Here is an 18,432-nt window from a genome sequence, read left to right on the forward strand (position 1 = left end):
GTATGAGTAAATTAGATTCAAGAATTCCAGCGGGTCCTCTTAAAGACAAGTGGAAAAATCATAAAGATCATATGAACCTTGTTGCACCAAACAACAGAGATAAGATTGATATTATTGTTGTAGGTACAGGTTTGGCAGGAGGTTCTGCTGCAGCTACTTTAGCTGAGCAAGGATACAACGTAAAAGCATTCTGCTACCAGGATTCACCAAGAAGAGCGCACTCTATTGCAGCTCAGGGAGGGATCAACGCAGCTAAGAATTACCAGGGAGATGGTGACTCTACCTACAGATTATTCTACGATACCATTAAAGGTGGTGACTATAGAGCAAGAGAGGCTAACGTTTACAGATTAGCTGAAGTTTCTGCAAATATTATTGACCAGTGTGTTTCTCAGGGAGTTCCTTTCGGTAGAGATTACGGCGGCCAGTTAGATAACCGTTCATTTGGTGGGGTTCAGGTAAAAAGAACATTCTATGCAAAAGGACAAACAGGACAACAGTTATTATTAGGAGCATATTCTTCAATGAGCCGTCAGATCGGTAAAGGAAGAATCAAGATGTATAACCGTCATGAAATGCTTGAACTGGTAATTGTTGACGGGAAAGCAAGAGGAATTATCGCAAGAAACTTGGTAACAGGTGAAATCGAAAGACATTCTGCTCACGCAGTGGTAATTGCATCAGGAGGTTATGGAAACGTATATTTCCTTTCTACCAATGCAATGGGATCTAACGTTTCTGCAGCTTGGAAGATTCACAAAAAAGGAGCGTACTTCGCAAACCCTTGCTACGTGCAGATTCACCCTACTTGTATTCCTGTTCACGGAACTCAGCAGTCTAAATTAACCTTGATGTCTGAATCATTAAGAAACTCTGGAAGAATCTGGGTTCCTAAAAAGATTGAAGATTCAGTAGCCATCAGAGAAGGTAAATTAAGACCTGAAAATATTAAAGAAGAAGATAGAGATTACTATTTAGAAAGAAGATATCCTGCATTCGGTAACCTTGTACCGAGAGACGTTGCTTCAAGAGCAGCTAAAGAAAGATGTGATGCTGGATACGGAATCGAAAATAATGATACTCAAGAAGGGGTATACCTTGATTTCTCTACAGAGATCATGAAAAAAGGTAAAGAAGCCGCTATCGAAAAACATATTCATAATCCTACAGATCAGCAGATCTATGATCTTGGTAAGAGCTGGGTTGAGGAGAAATACGGTAACCTATTCGTAATGTACGAAAAGATTACAGCTGATGATCCTTACAAAACTCCAATGAAGATCTATCCTGCAGTTCACTATACAATGGGTGGTGTATGGGTTGATTATAACCTTCAGTCTACAATCCCTGGATGTTTCGTAATTGGTGAAGCTAACTTCTCAGATCACGGAGCAAACAGACTTGGGGCATCTGCATTGATGCAAGGTCTTGCAGACGGTTATTTCGTACTTCCTTACACGATTGCAGATTACCTTTCTGCAGACATCAGAACAGGAGCAATTCCTACCAATTCAGCAGCGTTTGACGAAGCTGAAAAAGGAATTAAAGATAAAGTGGATTTCTTCATTAATAATAAAGGAACTCATTCAGTAGACCACTTCCACAAGAAATTAGGCCACATTATGTGGAATAAAGTAGGAATGGGTAGAACTCCTGAAGGATTAAAAGAAGCAATCAAAGAAATCGAAGAAGTAAGAAACGATTTCTGGAAAAATGTAAAAGTTCCTGGTGAAGGAGAAGGTATGAACACTGAGCTTGAAAAAGCATTCAGAGTAGCAGACTTCCTTGAATTAGGACAATTAATGGCTATCGATGCACTAAACAGAGAAGAGTCTTGTGGTGGACACTTCCGTTGGGACCACGCAACTCCAGATGGAGAAGCGGAAAGAGACGACGTAAAATTCAAATACGTTGGAGCTTGGGAATATCAGGGGAACGATATCAACGCGGAAGTGTTGCATAAAGAAGAACTGATTTACGACAACATCGAGGTTAAAACTAGAAGTTATAAATAATCTCCAACCTATAAATATAACATTATGAGTGCAAAAAAAGGCTTACATCTTACGCTGAAAATTTGGAGACAAAAAAATAGTAAAACTAAAGGTCAGTTTGAGACCTATAAAATATCAGATGTATCTACAGATTCTTCATTCCTGGAGATGTTAGATATTCTGAACGAAAATTTAATTAACGAAGGAAAAGAACCAATCGCTTTTGACCACGACTGTCGTGAAGGAATCTGCGGTATGTGTTCCCTTTACATCAATGGTAGAGCTCATGGTCCTGATACAGGTATTACAACTTGTCAGCTTCACATGAGAATGTTCAAAGATGGAGAGACTATCGTTATTGAACCATGGAGAAGTGCTGCTTTCCCTGTTATTAAAGACTTAATGGTAGACAGAAGCGCATTTGACAGAGTAATGGCTGCAGGTGGTTTTATTTCTGTAAACACTTCTGGTAATACATTAGATGCTAATGCTATCCCGGTTCCTAAAGAAGATGCAGACAAAGCAATGGATGCTGCAGCTTGTATCGGATGTGGAGCTTGTGTAGCTACATGTAAAAACGGATCTGCAATGTTATTCGTTGGAGCTAAAGTTTCTCAGTTCGCGTTACTTCCTCAAGGAAGAGTAGAAGCGAAGCGAAGAGTTCTGAACATGGTGAAAGCTATGGACGAAGAAGGATTCGGTAACTGTTCAAATACTGGTGCTTGTGAAATTGAATGCCCTAAAGGTATTTCTCTTGAAAATATCGCAAGAATGAACAGAGAATACATGTCTGCTCTTGTAGATCAAGGATAGAATTGATTCAAAATACTTAAAAATCGTCCTCGTTTCGGGGACGATTTTTTTTATATCCACTATTTAGCTGTTAAAGTTTGTTAACTTATTAAGAGATCTTAGGTTTACTTTGCTGAATAAGTATATATTTGGAGGGCAGTTGAATGATGTAGAAAGAACATTATTTCCACTGTTTTTTACCAGTGAAAAATTGATAGAGAAAGCAAGTGAAATCTCCCTTTTTATCGGTGGTAATAAAATTTTTAAAAAAAATTATCCGTGTGAATTAACATGCCCTAAAAAGCGTATTTTTGTGTAATATTAAAAATTGAAATGAAAAAATATCTTTTATTGTTTATCATCGCGATTTTCGTGATGTCTTGTTCAAAAAAAGTAGAAGTAAAAGGAAAAATTACGGGAAGCTCACCATTAGAAAGAATCGAATTTGTAGAAGCTTCCGGAGTAGGAACACTGCCTTTAATTAATATCGGTCTTGATAAAGAAGGAAACTTCTCAGGAAGTTTTGAAGCTCCTAAAGACGGAATGTATGTTATCAATTATGCTAACAAACAAAACCTGATCTACCTTGAAGGAGGACAAAAAGTAAATATCTCAGGAAATGCAATGACATTCCCGAACGAATATGTTATTACGGGAGATGCTAAAAAGAATAACGATTTCCTTACAGCTACCCAGAAGTTCTTAGGCGAGTATGGTAACAAAATTGACCTTAGACAATTAATGGCTGGAGATGAAGCTTCTTTCGTTAAAGGGATGCAAAAAGTAGAAGCAGATATCAATAAAAATGTGGATGATCTTGCTGCTAAAAATAATCCTAGTAAAGCCCTTTTAGAATGGAAGAAGAATGATGTTAAGGTTACCATTCTTAACCTTCTTGCCAACTATGAAATGTCTCACGGTGCAATGGCAGGAAATCCAGCTTATAAAGCTTCCAAAGCTTTAACGGACTATCAGACTAAATTGGATAATGACAAAGAGGCTATGGTGAAAACTATTCCACTTTACAGACAGTATCTACTTGTAAAAATGACTCCTGATTTCCAGAAATATGCAGAAGCAAACAGCAAAAATAAAACAGGAATTACCACTTCTGAAATGTTTGCTAAATATTTAAGCACTAAAAAAGATATTTCCCAAACAGCAAAAGATTATCTTTTAGCATTTGTAATGGCTCAGGCTGATATTCACCCAACTACGACTACAGCAAATATTGATAAAATCAAAAAATTAATTGATACAGATATCAAAGATGCTACCATCAAAAGCGATTTATTAAAAATGCAGATGGCGATTACAGGTCTTAAAATTGGAGACGTAGCGCCGGAAGCTGCTCTGGTAAAACAAGACGGAAAAGCTTACAAACTTTCTGAAAATAAAGGGAAGCCTTATGTATTATTCTTCTACGCTTCATGGAATCCTTATATTGCTGAAGCTACAGTACCGGTTTTAAAAGAAGTTGTTAATTTCTATAAATCTAAAATGAACTTTGTTTTTGTAAACGTAGATGATACAAAAGATCAGTTTATCAAAACTAGTAATTCATTATTAAAAGGTATTCAGGGAGTAAATGTATACGGAGAGAAAGGAATGGAATCTGATATTGCTAAAAAATATGGAGTATATGGATTTAAATTACCTTGCTTTGTTATCATTGATAAAGATGGGAAAATTGCCAGCAGATCATTTGTAAACCTTGGTGAGCAGGAGTTGGTAACTATTTTAGATAAACTAACAGGGCTTGCTGCTCCAAAAGTAGATCCAGGTGCACAGATGCAACCACAATTGCAGATGGATCCTGCTGCACAACAGCAAGTAAATCCTCAGCCAGCACCTACAAAATAATAAACTTTAATATAGATCAAAACCTTATCCTCGGATAAGGTTTTTTTTTGTTGTATTTTTGCAAAGTGAAACTTTTAAAGTTTCGATTAGGAAAAATAGAAAATTTTAGAATGAGCAGAAAGAATAAGAAAAATTTAGTTCTTGAAAATATAAAGCTGTTAACTGCCGGAGCAAAAGGAGTGGCAATCGGGAAAACGGAAGACGGTAAAACAGTATTGGTTTCAGGGGCAATTCCGGGAGATACTGTGAATGTAAGAGTGAAAAAAGCCAAATCTAAATATTATGAAGGAGAAGCGGCAGAGGTTTTGGTAAAGTCTCCTTTCAGAACAGAGCCAAAATGTGTTCACTTTGGAACCTGTGGTGGATGTAAATGGCAAAATATGAGCTATGAAAAGCAGCTTGATTTCAAACAGGAAGAAGTATACAATAATATAAAAAGAATTGGTGGGATCGAAGATTTCGAAACCGTATCAATTCTGGGCTCACAAGAGCAATATTTCTATAGAAACAAAATGGAGTTTTCTTTCTCTAATGCAAGATGGCTTACTCAATATGAAATCAGCTCTGAAGAGAATTTCGGGAGTAAGGACGCTTTAGGATTCCATATTCCGGGAATGTGGAGTAAGATTTTGGATCTTAAAGAGTGTTTCCTGCAGGAAGATCCTTCCAATGCTATCAGATTAGCAGTAAAAGAATATGCTGTTGAGAACGGATTGGATTTCTTTGATGTTAGAAACCATGAAGGATTCCTAAGAACCTTAATGATGAGACAAAACTCTAAAGGTGAATGGATGGTATTATTCCAGCTTTTTAGAGAAGAAAAAGAAAACAGAGAGAAGCTTTTTGCCTTTATCCTTGAGAAGTTTCCACAGATTAAAACATTGGTGTATGCTATTAATCCAAAAGCCAATGACTCTATCTACGATCTGGATATTAATATATATTTTGGTGAAGGATATTTAATGGAAGAAATGGATGGGTTGAAATTTAAAATCGGACCGAAATCATTCTTCCAGACCAACTATAAGCAAGCGTTGGAATTATACAGAAAAACACTTGAATTTGCAGATCTGAAAGGAGATGAAGTAGTATATGACTTATATACCGGAACAGGTACAATTGCTCAGTATGTGGCAAGAAATGCAAAACAGGTAATCGGGATAGAATCTGTTCAGGAAGCAATTGATGCAGCCATTGAGCATGCGGAATTAAATGGTCTTACCAATACAACGTTCTATTGTGGAGATATGAAAAATGTCTTTAACGATGAATTTATGGAAAATCATCCAAAAGCAGACGTTTTGATTACCGATCCGCCAAGAGATGGAATGCACCAAAAAGTAGTTGAGCAAATCTTAAAATTAGCTCCTGAGAAAGTGGTTTATGTAAGTTGTAACTCAGCAACACAGGCTAGAGATCTTGCACTCATGAAAGAGCATTATACTGTAGTAAAGATATTACCAGTAGATATGTTCCCACAAACTCATCATGTGGAAAATATTGCATTGCTGATTAAAAAATAATTTAATTAAATTTGAGTTCAAATCCTAATATGAAGTATTTTAAATTTCTCTTAATGATCTGTTTGGTGGGAATGTTTTTTTCCTGTGGCAGCGATGATGATATCTGCGAAAGCGGTGAAGGAACTCCAAGAATGAAGGTTGCCTTCAGATCAGTAGGAACAGGAAAGGAAAAAACACTTGATTCATTGTCTGTAGCAGTAGATTACGGCTCAGGAAAAGTGGATTTGGGGTGGCAGAAAAGTATAGACTCAAGGCTTATCCCTTTGAAAGTAGATGATTCTCCTTATACAGACATTTACTTTAAAACTTCTACTAAAAGCAAAGAATCAAAAGTAAGAGTTACCTATACAACCAAGGCAACCTATGTGTCTCCCGGATGTGGTGCAAAAAAAACATATGAGAATGTAAGCTCAGAATTAATAACTCCTGATCCTGTTCAAAGCGTGGAAAATGGACAAAATCAAATATTGAATGAAGACAAGACTAATCTTTACCTTGTTTTGTAGCCTTTTCGGAGTGTTAATCGGAGCACAGGAAGGAAAAAAGGAAGAAGAAAAAAAGACTCACTGGAAATATGAACCGAATTTTATGGTTGGGTTTGATATGTTGAATGGTGGAGTTGGCTTTTTTTCAGACAGAAAGCTATACCAAGGATTTATTTCTTCCAGAATTAATGGAAGTGTTCATGCTATTGCTGAAGCCGGTTTTGAAAAAAATATATATCAGAAAAATGGTTATGATGCTAAAGTAAATGGTCCTTTTGTTAAACTTGGTGCATTCTACATGCTGGCTAAGGATAAAGAAAATGAATTTAATGGATTCTATGTAGGTGGAAAGGTCGCCGGTTCATTTTATAACCAGGAATATATGGCTATCCCTGTCAGAGGATATGGAGGAAGTACTTCTTCAGTGGCGTTTCCTGCCTCGTCACAATCTTCTTTCTGGCTGGAGGGTACTTTGGGAGGAAGAGTGCAGTTATTTGAGTCCAATTTTTATATTGACGTAAATCTACAGCCTCGTTATTTGGTATATACCTCTAAACAGGATAATATTTCTCCAATGATCGTTCCGGGATTTGGAAAAAGCTCATCAAAATTTAATATGGGATTCGCATGGAATATTGCCTATAAATTCTAGCGGATATTCAATAACAAATTTATTATTTATCATATCAATAAGCCTTGGGAAATTTCCCAAGGCTTATTTGTTTTTATATAGGCATTATCATTAAGGAAAGCTGTACCATGTTGGAAACATTTTAAATTAACACTTAAAATTGTCTGTATGAACTCATAAAAAGAAGCTAGCTTCAGATTTCTTTCTATTGCCATAAATAGTATTGTAAATATTATGAGAATTTATCGTGGATTTTCCTTTTAATGTATAATCTAGTAGATTAAATCATAAAATAATAGAATTGATAATAATAATATAAATCACTATTAAACGTTAAAAGTAAAAGGAGTTATTGCTGTAAAAAATAATAATATTTTATAAAGTTTGGTATTGTGTAAAAACTAATATTAGCATTAAATGATAGTGAATTTGTATTATTTTGTTTGATTTTTTATTTTCAATCATATAGGTTAATGTTATTTAATTTTTTCAAAAAAACATTTTAATGAATATATTATAATGAAAAAATGATTAGATTTGTGTAAATATTAAAATATTAGCTTATGGGATAAAATTATTTTTTTTACTACAGATTATCTGTAAAGAATGAGGTTTCAGAATTTTAAATCAACCTCGTAAAATAGGAAATACTATAATTCTTAATTATCGTTATCATTATTAAATTTTAAAAAATATGAGTGGACTTTTACTCTGTAAAATGAGCCGGCCTTTTAAGGTGCTCATTGCATTGCTCTGTATGGCCATCGGATTGTCTATACAGGCACAAACCATTACAATTGGTACCGGAACGTTAACCCAAAAGTATCCTTTAGGGGCTTCTTATGGATTTGAGCGATCCGCGTCTATTTACACTGCAGCAGAAATTGCAGCAGCAGGAGGAACTGCAGGCAGTATTTTATCCTTAGGATGGAATTCTACCACAGCTTTTAATACTGGAATACCTGTAAAAATTTATATAAAGGCTGTACCCAATACAACTCTTACTGCCCAAAACTGGGCAGCGGCAACTTCCGGAGCTACTCTATTATATAATGGAACTTTAGGTCTTATACCAGCAGCATGGTATACGGTGCCATTACAACTTCCTTATACTTATAATGGAGTAGATAATCTTATGGTGCTTGTTGAAACAAATTATGGAGGTTTTGGAAGCTCTAATGCAGGAGCAAAACTTACTTACTCCAGTGTTCCAACAGGGCATATGTATATTCAGGCATATACTACAGCTCCTACCGGAAACGGAACTGTTACGGGTAACAGACCCAATATCCAGATGACTTTTGGTACACCGCCGGCATGTTTGCCTATGCCTCCAGGTGGAACTCTAAGTACAGGAGCCGTTACAGCAACAAACGCTGTAATCAATTGGACTGCTTATGTGCCAGCTCCGGCAGCAGGATATGATGTGTTTTATAATACAACAAACATACCGCCAGTTGCAGGATCTACACCTAATTTAACTGTTCCGCCGGGAGCACCTACTGCTACTATCGGTCCATTAAATCCATTGACAACTTATTATGTATGGGTAAGAGCAAAATGTAGTGCAACAGAGCAAAGTGTATGGTCTACATCACTTGTCTTTGCTACACCAGCAACATGTCCGGCAATGCCTAGTAGTGGAGCTGGAATAACAACAGGAACAATAACTGCTACAAGTGCAGTGATTAACTGGCCTTCATTTGGTTATACACCGGCATTAGGATTTGACATATATTATAATACAACAGGGGCAGCACCTAACGGTACTACAATACCAATGCAAAATGTACCATCAGGAACAACTGCAACATTGACTCCTTTACTTCCTAATACAACTTATTATGTATGGGTAAGAGCAAGATGTAGTGCAACAGACCAAAGTACATGGAATATTACACCTGGAAAGCTTTTAACACCACCTACCTGTGTACCGGTTCCTTCGGCAGCAGGTTCCTTAACAATAGGAGCAATGACTCCTAACAGTGCTGTTGTTAACTGGCAGGCATCACCTTCTGCACCAGCAGGTGGATATGAGGTTTATTATACAACTACCAATACTCCGCCAACAGCTACTACACCTGGAACTGTTGTTTCTGGAACTTCTACAACTTTATCTCCATTAGTACCAGGAACTACCTATTATTGGTGGGTAAGAGCTATTTGTACTCCTACAGACAAAAGTACATGGGTTGCAGGACCAGCTTTTGCTCCAGGGCAGATAGGAACTGGAACTGACAAAACAGAGTATCTTCCTGTGTATTCATATTATGGATACAACTATTCTCAGCAGATTTACACTGCCGCAGAAGTTTTAGGAGCTGTGGGAGCAGGTAAATTTATTACTGAACTTAAATTTTATGTTGATACCCCTGCTAGCCCTGCTGACCAAGGTAAGTACAATGAGTGGGTGGTTTATATGGGGAATACAACGCAGAACAATTTTTCTGGAAGCTCAAACTGGGTACCGTATTCTTCTCTGAAAAAAGTTTGGGAAGGAACACTTCCTACAATGACAGCTGGAACATGGGTTACGATACCATTAACAACTCCATTATTATGGGATGGAACAAGTAATCTTGTCATTGCTGTAGATGAAAATTCTCCATTATATGTATCATCTAGTTGGGGAAGCTATAAATCTACTGTTGAGAGAGGAATGTTGTTCCGAGATGATACTACCAATCCGGATCCTGCTTCTCCACCATCAGCACCATCTTCATCAGGTAGATACAAAGACATTCCAAGAATCAGGCTTACTGGTGTAGAACTTTTACCTTGTACATCAGCACCGCCTACCAATATTGCAGTTAGTAATATTACACCAAGTACTGCAGTTGTTACATGGACACCTGCATTAGGAGCTACTTATAAATTACAGTACAGACCAAATTCTGGTGGTCCTTGGAAAATAATAGATATCACCACTCCGCTAACGAGCAGCTGGTCACTGTATAATTTGACAGATGCAACTACGTATGAGGTTCAGATTGCAACAATTTGTAATGGGACTCAGGGAGCATTCTCTCCAAGCAAGCAGTTTATAACACCTGCGCTTACTTATTGTGCTAATGTCCCTCCCGCAGGCACTTCACCAAGTGGGTATATTGGTAAGGTAGTTGTTACTCCTACCAACGCTCCATTAATGGTAAGTAATTCTGGATATGATGGGTATAAAGATTATTCTACTGACCCAACAAGATTAGTTACTTTCGTTAGAGGTACCTCAGGTAATAAAATCAATATTACTAAATTCTGGCCTGGAAGTACATCTAGTTATGGAGTAGGGGTATGGATTGACTTAAACAGAAATGGTATTTTTGAACCAACTGAAAGAGTAGTTAATGCAACTAGCAGTACTACAAATCCTGTGGGGACTGTAGCGGCTGGATTTACAATAGCCCTTCCTCCTAATAGTGCAACCTATGATGGTACTCTTCTTACCCGCATGCGTGTAGTAATGATGGATGGTACTGTTTCTTCTCCATGTGCTTCATTTGGAACGTATAATGATGGTGAAGTTGAAGATTATGCAGTAAGATTAATTGATCAACCGTTATGTACAACGGCTCCGCCAACAAACATCACGGTTTCAAATATTACGGATAAAAGTGCTACATTCTCTTGGTTAGCTGCTACAGGGGCAACGTATCAATTACAATATAGAGAAGTTGGAACTGTTGCTTGGACTCAAGTACCTTCTACTTCTATTCCTGCGCCAGGAAATGTTTACACTATTCCTACTACGGCTCCTCTAAAAGAGCAAACGAAATATGAAGTACAGGTAGCAACGAAATGTACGGGTGGTTTTGGATCTTACTCCAGCTCTGTACAATTTATCACACTGCCATTACAATATTGCCCTATAACGGGTAGTGGAGATAACGATCACATTTCAAATGTTACGGTTATTTCTTCTAACTCAGGAGTGCCGCCTATGAGTAATCCTACTGCTCAGAACTCTTATACTAGTTATTCAACACCGGCAACACTTATTACGTTAGATGCAGGTTCTAATGACAATAAACTTATTGTTGCAAAAGGATGGACCGGATCAACAGGTAATGATGCTGTTGCAGTTTGGATAGACTTTGACAGAAACGGACAGTTTGATACTGCTGAAAGAATTCTTGCTTCTCCAGCAAGTACTACTACACCGATTACAACTCTGTTTAATGTTCCTGCTGCACCTCCTGCTTATATAGGACAATACACAACTACAATGAGAGTTGTATTGAAACGCTCAACAGGTACAACTATTCCTACAGCATGTGCCAATGCTATTGATGGAGAAGTTGAAGATTATGCTGTAAGAATCAGACCATGTAGTAATGTAACTCCAAATGTTCCTACCTTTCCTTTAGCTACGATAACTCATACAACAGCTGGCGTTAATTTGACAGGTGGTAGTAATATAGTAACTTATCTGGTAAGATATAGAGTGGCTGGAACTGGAACATGGACACAAATATATGCTTCTGCGGCATTAGGAAACTTGCCTCTTACCCTTACAGGATTAAGTCCGGCAACAACTTATGAAGTAGATGTAGCTGCAGTTTGTGGAGGTACAACAGGTACTCCTACAGCTATTACAACATTTACAACGAGATGTGATCCTACACCTCCAACAGTAACAATAAGCAACATTACTCCAACAAGTGCTTTGATTACTTGGAATCCAGTAGTAAATAGTGCTACCTATAAAATGAGATGGAGAAAAGTTGGTGCTCCAGCTTGGAGTTCGGACGTTCCCCTTCCGGGTCCTGGTAATACATACCAGCTAAATAACCTTGAGTCATTTGTTACTTATGAGGTTCAGATTGCCAATCAGTGTGCTGGTGAGACAAGCTGGAATAATTTCTCAAATTCTAAAGTATTTACAACAGAAAGAATATGTGAAATTGCACCTCCGGGATTAACAATTACTCAATTGTTGCCTACAACTGCAGAGGTTACATGGGATGCATATCCAGGAGCAACATATGTTCTTAGATACAGAAAAGTAGGTATTCCAAGCTGGACGGAAGTTCCTACAGCGGTTAATACTATTATTCTGAATGGTCTTGTAGAAATGACGAAGTATGAGATGCAGGTAGTAAACATCTGTAGTGGAAAACCAGGAACATATACTCCTCCTTACTACTTTACAACACCTACGGTAATTTACTGTAAGATGAAATCTGAAAATTCAGCAGGTGAGTATATTTCCAAAGTAACTGTTATTCCAAATGGAAAAACAAAAATGGAAAATGAGTCAAAAGGATCAAGCTATACAGATTATACAGGAGTTCCTAAAACATTTATCGAGTTAATTCAAGGATCTACAGATAATGAGATCATCATCGAGAAAAAATGGTTAGGAAAAACTTATAATGAAGGAATTGCAGTTTGGATTGATTTCAATAGAAATGGTGAGTTTGATATTTATGAAAAAGTATTTAGCTCAGCTCCAAACACAACAACTCCTGTATCAGGTAAATTTAATGTACCGGCAGATGCTTTTGTAAGTACAACAGACTACAAATATGTTGTAATGAGAGTGGCAATGGAAAGAGATGGTATTCCTGTAAACTGTGTAAATGTTAAGAATGGAGAAGTTGAGGACTATACAGTAAGAATTTCTAAAGCTGGAGTTCCTAATCCGATTAACCAGACAGATATCCTGATCTATCCTAACCCTGTAAGTTCAATATTGCATGTGAAGAATATCAGCAAAAAAGCTAAATATAAAATTTACAATGCTGCAGGGCAAATCATCGTAGAAGGTATTTTATTAAACAACGAAATTAATGTAACGAAATTAATTAATGGAGTTTATGTAATAGATATCGATGACAATGGTAATAATGCTCAAAGGAAATTTATTAAAGAATAAATAATCTAAATTTTAAATAGGATAAGCCTTCAGAAATGAAGGCTTATTTTTTTTGTTCAAACTTTTGAGTGCTGGTAGAATAAATCAACAAATGTTGAAATTTTCACTGTAATATGCATTAATTGTTTAATTTTTCAATCAGTATGAGGTTTTATTAGTGATTTGATAGTTGATTTCTGTTTATGTATTGTTTGTTGGTAATGAAATGAGTAGTTTTGTGAGATTAATACAAAGTTTTAAGAAATATTATGAAGAAAATTTTTACTTCTTTCTTTTTCTTTAGTTTGTTGGTAATGTTTCATGCCCAATGGGCTCCTACGACATTCAAAGGAAAAGCAATTCGGGATGGCTCAAAAGCCAAAAGCTTTTATTCTTTAGACATTTCCCTGTTAAGATCTCAATTAGAGCGAGCGCAGGAAACAGGCCGGGATGCAAAACCGGTCACCATATCTTTACCCACACTAAGCGGAAAAGTTGAAAAATTTGCTGTGTATAGCTTTCCGGTTGTAGTAAGAGAATTAGCAGATCAGTATCAGCTGGGTTCTTATGTGGGAGTAGGAATAGATGACCCTTCAAAATATTTACGCTTTAGCCTGGCACCTAATGATTTTCAATCTATGATTATATCTGGTGAAGGATATGAATTTATAGAGCCTGCTAATGGAGATAAAACAATCTATGAAATACATCCGAAAACTGAAGGCGGGAAAACTGGTTTCGTGTGTTCAACTGAGGAAAAAGAAATAGATAAACTATATAAAGCAGGAAGCTCCTTTACCAACCAATCAAAGAATTTCGCGAAATCTTCGGATCGTAAATATAGAACTCTGAGACTGGCGATGTCTGTTACAGGAGAGTATACTCAGTTTCATGGAGGAACTGTAGCAGGTGCTTTAACAGCTATTAATGCTACCCTCACCAGAGTGAATGGGGTTTTTGAAAAAGATTTTGCCCTTCATTTAAATCTACAGAATTATCCGAATGTAATTTATACTAATCCAAATACAGATCCGTATACAGGAGTACCTGCAGGGGGAGGAGCCCCCAATTCATGGAGTACAGAATTACAGCAAACCTTAACTGCTAATGTTGGAAATGCTAATTATGATATTGGCCATTTATTTGGAGCAACCGGTGGTGGTGGAATGGCGGGTTGCATAGGGTGTATTTGCCTGGATCCAGGCTCTTCAAATCCATCAACAGGTAATGGAAAAGGTTCAGGGTATACTTCTCCTGCAAATGGAGGACCTCAGGGAGATACATTTGATATCGATTTTGTGGCTCATGAAATGGGACACCAACTAGGAGGAAATCATACTTTTATGTATCAGTATCAGACACCCAATGTACAGTTTGAACCAGGATCAGGAAGTACCATTATGGCTTATGCAGGAATAGCAAATGGAAACGCTGCGGGGGCGGGTATTTTTCCTTCTCCGGGAGGTACATTTGATATACAGCCAAATACAGATGCTTATTTTCTTAGAAACAGTATCAATCAGGTTCAGGCTGTTTTAGTGACTAGAACGTGTGATATTGAAACAACAGTTACCAATACCCCTCCTGTAATTGGAGCACTTCCAACTTACAATATTCCAAAGGGGACAGCTTTTGTTTTAACCGCTTCTGTTACAGACGCTGAAAACGACCCAATGACATATACCTGGGAGCAGGCAGATGCCATGATTAGTGGCGGACCTTCTATTGATAACATTAATTTAGGAAATACTACTTCCGGAGCATCATTTAGGTCATTGATCCCTTCAACGAGCCCAACTCGTTATTTTCCTAAACTATCTTCAGTATTAAATGGTGTTTTACATGACACAAGTGGTTGGGAAGCTGTATCTACAGTACCAAGAACAACAACTTTTTCAGTGACAGTGAGAGATAATAATCCTGTTGCCAACCAACAACAGACACAGAGTGCCGCACAAACCATTATTGTTGGTAATAATGGTCCTTTCAAAGTAAACCCTATTACCGTTTATAATAACGGCCCAACGAATGTAACATGGGATGTTGTAGGTACCAATGTAGCACCATATAATACGGGCAATGTAAAAATAGATTTTACTACTGATAACGGAACAACCTGGAATGTAGTCTCAGCTTCAACACCTAATGACGGAAGTGAATCTCTAGATTTTAGTTCTTTTCCTTTAATAGTTGGTGGTATTGCTAAAATCAGAGTAAGTGCCATCAATAATGTTTTTTACGCCATAGGTAACGCTTCAATAGATACACTACCAATTTGTACCTCTAATCCTCCGGGTGGAGTAGTGGCTAATACAGTAACTCAAAATTCTGCCATAATCACCTGGAATGCTTCATTTAATGCTACCTATATTATGCAGTATCGTATAGCAGGAACAACTGCCTGGACTACCTATACACCTAATCCTACAACAAATACAGTAACGCTTACAGGGTTGACGGCAGGAACACATTACGAAGTTCAGATCGCTAATATCTGCTCAGGAACAACAGGGAATTTTTCAGCCCCTATGGTGTTTATGACCCCTTATTGTGCAGCAACCTCAAGCAATACGGATAATGGCTATATCTCCAATGTAACCGTAGCCGCTACGAATTCTTATACCATGAGTAATACTTCCGGAGCCAATAATTATACAGATTATTCTACAAATGCTACAAAGTTAATTACTGTGGTTAGAGGAACTAACAATAATACCATTTCGGTTTCTAAATCCTGGCCTGCTGCCATGAGTAACAAAGCTGTAAGTGCTTGGATCGATTTTAATAAGAATGGTACTTTTGAAACGGCTGAAAGAATTTTAAATGTAACTAATAATACAGTAACTCCTGTAGCAACAACATTTCAGATCCCTGCAGGTGCGTATGCAGGACCGCTTACAACCCGTATGAGGGTTCTTCTGAGAGACGCTAATAATCCTAATCCATGTACGTCTTTTACAAATGGTGAAGTTGAAGATTATGCAGTGAAAATTATTGATATGCCAGCATGCACCAGTGCTGCACCATCTAATATTACGATTACTAATCTTACTTCTAATTCAGCAAATGTATCATGGGCTGCAACTACAGGTGCTGTATATGTTTTAAGACACAGAAAAGTTGGAAACCCAACATGGACGACCATAAATCCTGTACCAGCCCCTGGAAACAATTATACGATTTCAGGGCTAACCGAGCAGACCCAATATGAAATTCAGGTGGCTACTAAGTGTAACGGAGCTGCACAAGGGCAATTCTCTCCTTCTCTGCAATTTACTACTCCTGTATTATCATATTGTTCAATGACCGGTACCGGTACGAATGATCATATTTCAAATGTAACAGTCACTCCTGTAAATCCTGGATTGCCAGTGATGAATAATAACTCCGTGCAAACCAATTATATAAGTTATACAACTCCTGCTACACTGATTACGCTTGAAATAGGCTCAATAGATAATAAAATTTCTGTTGTTAAAGGTTGGACCGGGTCTTCAGGAAATGTAGCCGCTACAGCCTGGATTGATTTTAACAGAGATGGTATATTTGATAATTCAGAAAGGATTCTTAATTCAGCGGCAAGTACAACTGCTGTTGTTGATGCTAAATTTGGAGTTCCTGCAGGTGCTTATTCTGGGGCCCTTGCAACTACAATGAGAGTGGTCCTGAAAAGAAGCAGTGGTCCTGTAATGTGTCAGAATGCGGTGGATGGGGAAGTAGAAGATTATGCAGTACGATTAAGACCGTGTAGTACAGATACACCAACAGGTTTTACTGTTAATACAATAACTCATAATTCGGCAATTATTAATTGGACTGCAGCAGCAAATAACCTTACTTATCTTTTACAATATAGAGTACAGGGAACTCCTGCATGGACTGATGTATATGTGGCCACTGTTCCATATACATTAGATAACCTGTTGCCTTCTACCACTTATGAAGTAAAGGTTGCCGCAAACTGTGGAAAAACCCCGGGAGTATTTACTCCGATTAGAACATTCACTACAAGATGTGATCCTGCCCCTCCAAGTGTTACAGTGGGTAATATTACAACTAATTCTGCAGTGGTTACCTGGAACCCGGCAGTAGTAAATGTAAAATATAAAATGAGATGGAGAAAAGTTGGCGTTACAGGGTGGCCCAATCCTGAAATAAACCTTCCTGCTGCACCTATAAATAATTATACATTAGCAGGGTTAGATCCATATACGACTTATGAAATACAGATTGCTAATCAATGTGTTAATGAGACCACTTGGAATTCTTATTCAAACTCTGCCATATTTACAACAGAAAGAACCTGTGAACTTTCACCACCAGGATTAACGATCACTCAGTTATTACCTACATCAGCAGAAATCAAATGGGATTCTTTCCCGGGATCAACTTATATTCTCAGATATAGAAGAGTGGGGAATCTAAGCTGGACTAATATTCCGGTGACTACGAATAGTTATATATTAACAGGGTTGTTAGAGCTTACAAAGTACGAAATGCAGGTTGCTAACATCTGTAACGGAACAACAGCAACATTTACCTTACCTTACTACTTTACAACCCCAACGATAACATATTGTATAATGAGCTCCGGAAGTGCTGCAAGCGAACATATTGCTAAAGTTACTGTAAGGCCAAATGGTAAATCGGTGATGGAAAACGCATCCGGATCTTCAACGTATACAGATTATTCAGGAGTTCCAAAGACCTTTATTGAATTAATTCAAGGATCTACAGATAATGAAATCATCATTGTAAAGAAATGGATAGGAACCAGCCGTGATGAGGGAATTGCGGTATGGATTGATTTCAACAGAAATGGAGAATTTGATATTGATGAAAAAATATTCACTTCTCCACCTAATACAACAAGTCCTGTAACAGGCAGATTCAATGTGCCGGCAGATGCTTTTGTGAGTACAACAGATTACAAATATGTAGTGATGCGGGTGGCAATGCAGAGAGATGGGATTCCGGTAAATTGTCTGAAGTTTAATAATGGAGAAGTAGAAGATTATTCTATAAGAATATCCAGAAAATATACTCCTAATCTTCTTAATCAGACAGATATTCTTATCTATCCTAATCCGGTAAGTTCAGTGTTGTATGTGAAGAATATCAGTAAGAAAGCAAAATATAAAATCTACAATACAGCAGGACAGATTGTTGTAGAAAGTATTATATTGAATAATCAGCTTAATGTCAGCAGGCTTATCAATGGTGTGTATGTAATAGATATTGATGATAATGGAAACACTGCACAAAAGAAGTTTATTAAAGAATGATGTAT

At 37.3% G+C, this 18,432-nt stretch carries 8 protein-coding genes; all 8 read left to right on the plus strand.

The features are described 5' to 3' along the window. Nucleotides 1–2 precede the first annotated feature (2 nt). The 8 genes from BLS98_RS18075 (at nt 3) to BLS98_RS18110 (ending at nt 18,427) form a co-directional block, all read left to right on the plus strand. Nucleotides 3–2,015, plus strand: a complete 2,013-nt coding sequence (locus BLS98_RS18075) for a fumarate reductase/succinate dehydrogenase flavoprotein subunit (protein ID WP_089738086.1) — start codon at nt 3–5, stop codon at nt 2,013–2,015. A 24-nt stretch (nt 2,016–2,039) separates the two neighbouring features. Further along, nucleotides 2,040–2,807, plus strand: a complete 768-nt coding sequence (locus BLS98_RS18080) for a succinate dehydrogenase/fumarate reductase iron-sulfur subunit (protein WP_089738088.1) — start codon at nt 2,040–2,042, stop codon at nt 2,805–2,807. A gap of 312 nt (nt 2,808–3,119) precedes the next feature. Beyond that, complete coding sequence (locus BLS98_RS18085; protein ID WP_089738090.1) at nt 3,120–4,649, plus strand: TlpA family protein disulfide reductase; 1,530 nt, start codon at nt 3,120–3,122, stop codon at nt 4,647–4,649. 110 nt (nt 4,650–4,759) lie between these two features. After that, on the plus strand, nt 4,760–6,172 hold the full coding sequence (gene rlmD, locus BLS98_RS18090; RefSeq protein ID WP_089738092.1) for a 23S rRNA (uracil(1939)-C(5))-methyltransferase RlmD: 1,413 nt from the start codon (nt 4,760–4,762) through the stop codon (nt 6,170–6,172). Between the two features lie 29 nt (nt 6,173–6,201). Further along, nucleotides 6,202–6,678: a DUF6452 family protein gene (locus BLS98_RS18095; RefSeq protein WP_089738093.1), complete on the plus strand. Its 477-nt coding sequence runs from the start codon at nt 6,202–6,204 to the stop codon at nt 6,676–6,678. Beyond that, entirely contained in the window at nt 6,644–7,309 is a 666-nt protein-coding gene (locus BLS98_RS18100; protein WP_089738095.1) for a DUF6048 family protein, read from the plus strand. Before BLS98_RS18095 ends, BLS98_RS18100 begins: the two co-directional genes overlap by 35 nt. Nucleotides 7,310–7,982: 673 nt before the next feature. Further along, complete coding sequence (locus tag BLS98_RS18105) at nt 7,983–13,163, plus strand: fibronectin type III domain-containing protein (protein WP_089738097.1); 5,181 nt, start codon at nt 7,983–7,985, stop codon at nt 13,161–13,163. Nucleotides 13,164–13,411: 248 nt separating this feature from the next. Beyond that, a complete protein-coding gene (locus tag BLS98_RS18110) occupies nt 13,412–18,427 on the plus strand; it encodes a GEVED domain-containing protein (RefSeq protein ID WP_089738099.1) in 5,016 nt (1,671 codons plus the stop codon). Nucleotides 18,428–18,432: the final 5 nt, after the last annotated feature.

This window comes from Chryseobacterium jejuense (assembly GCF_900100075.1).
GTDB classification, from domain to species: Bacteria; Bacteroidota; Bacteroidia; order Flavobacteriales; family Weeksellaceae; genus Chryseobacterium; species Chryseobacterium jejuense.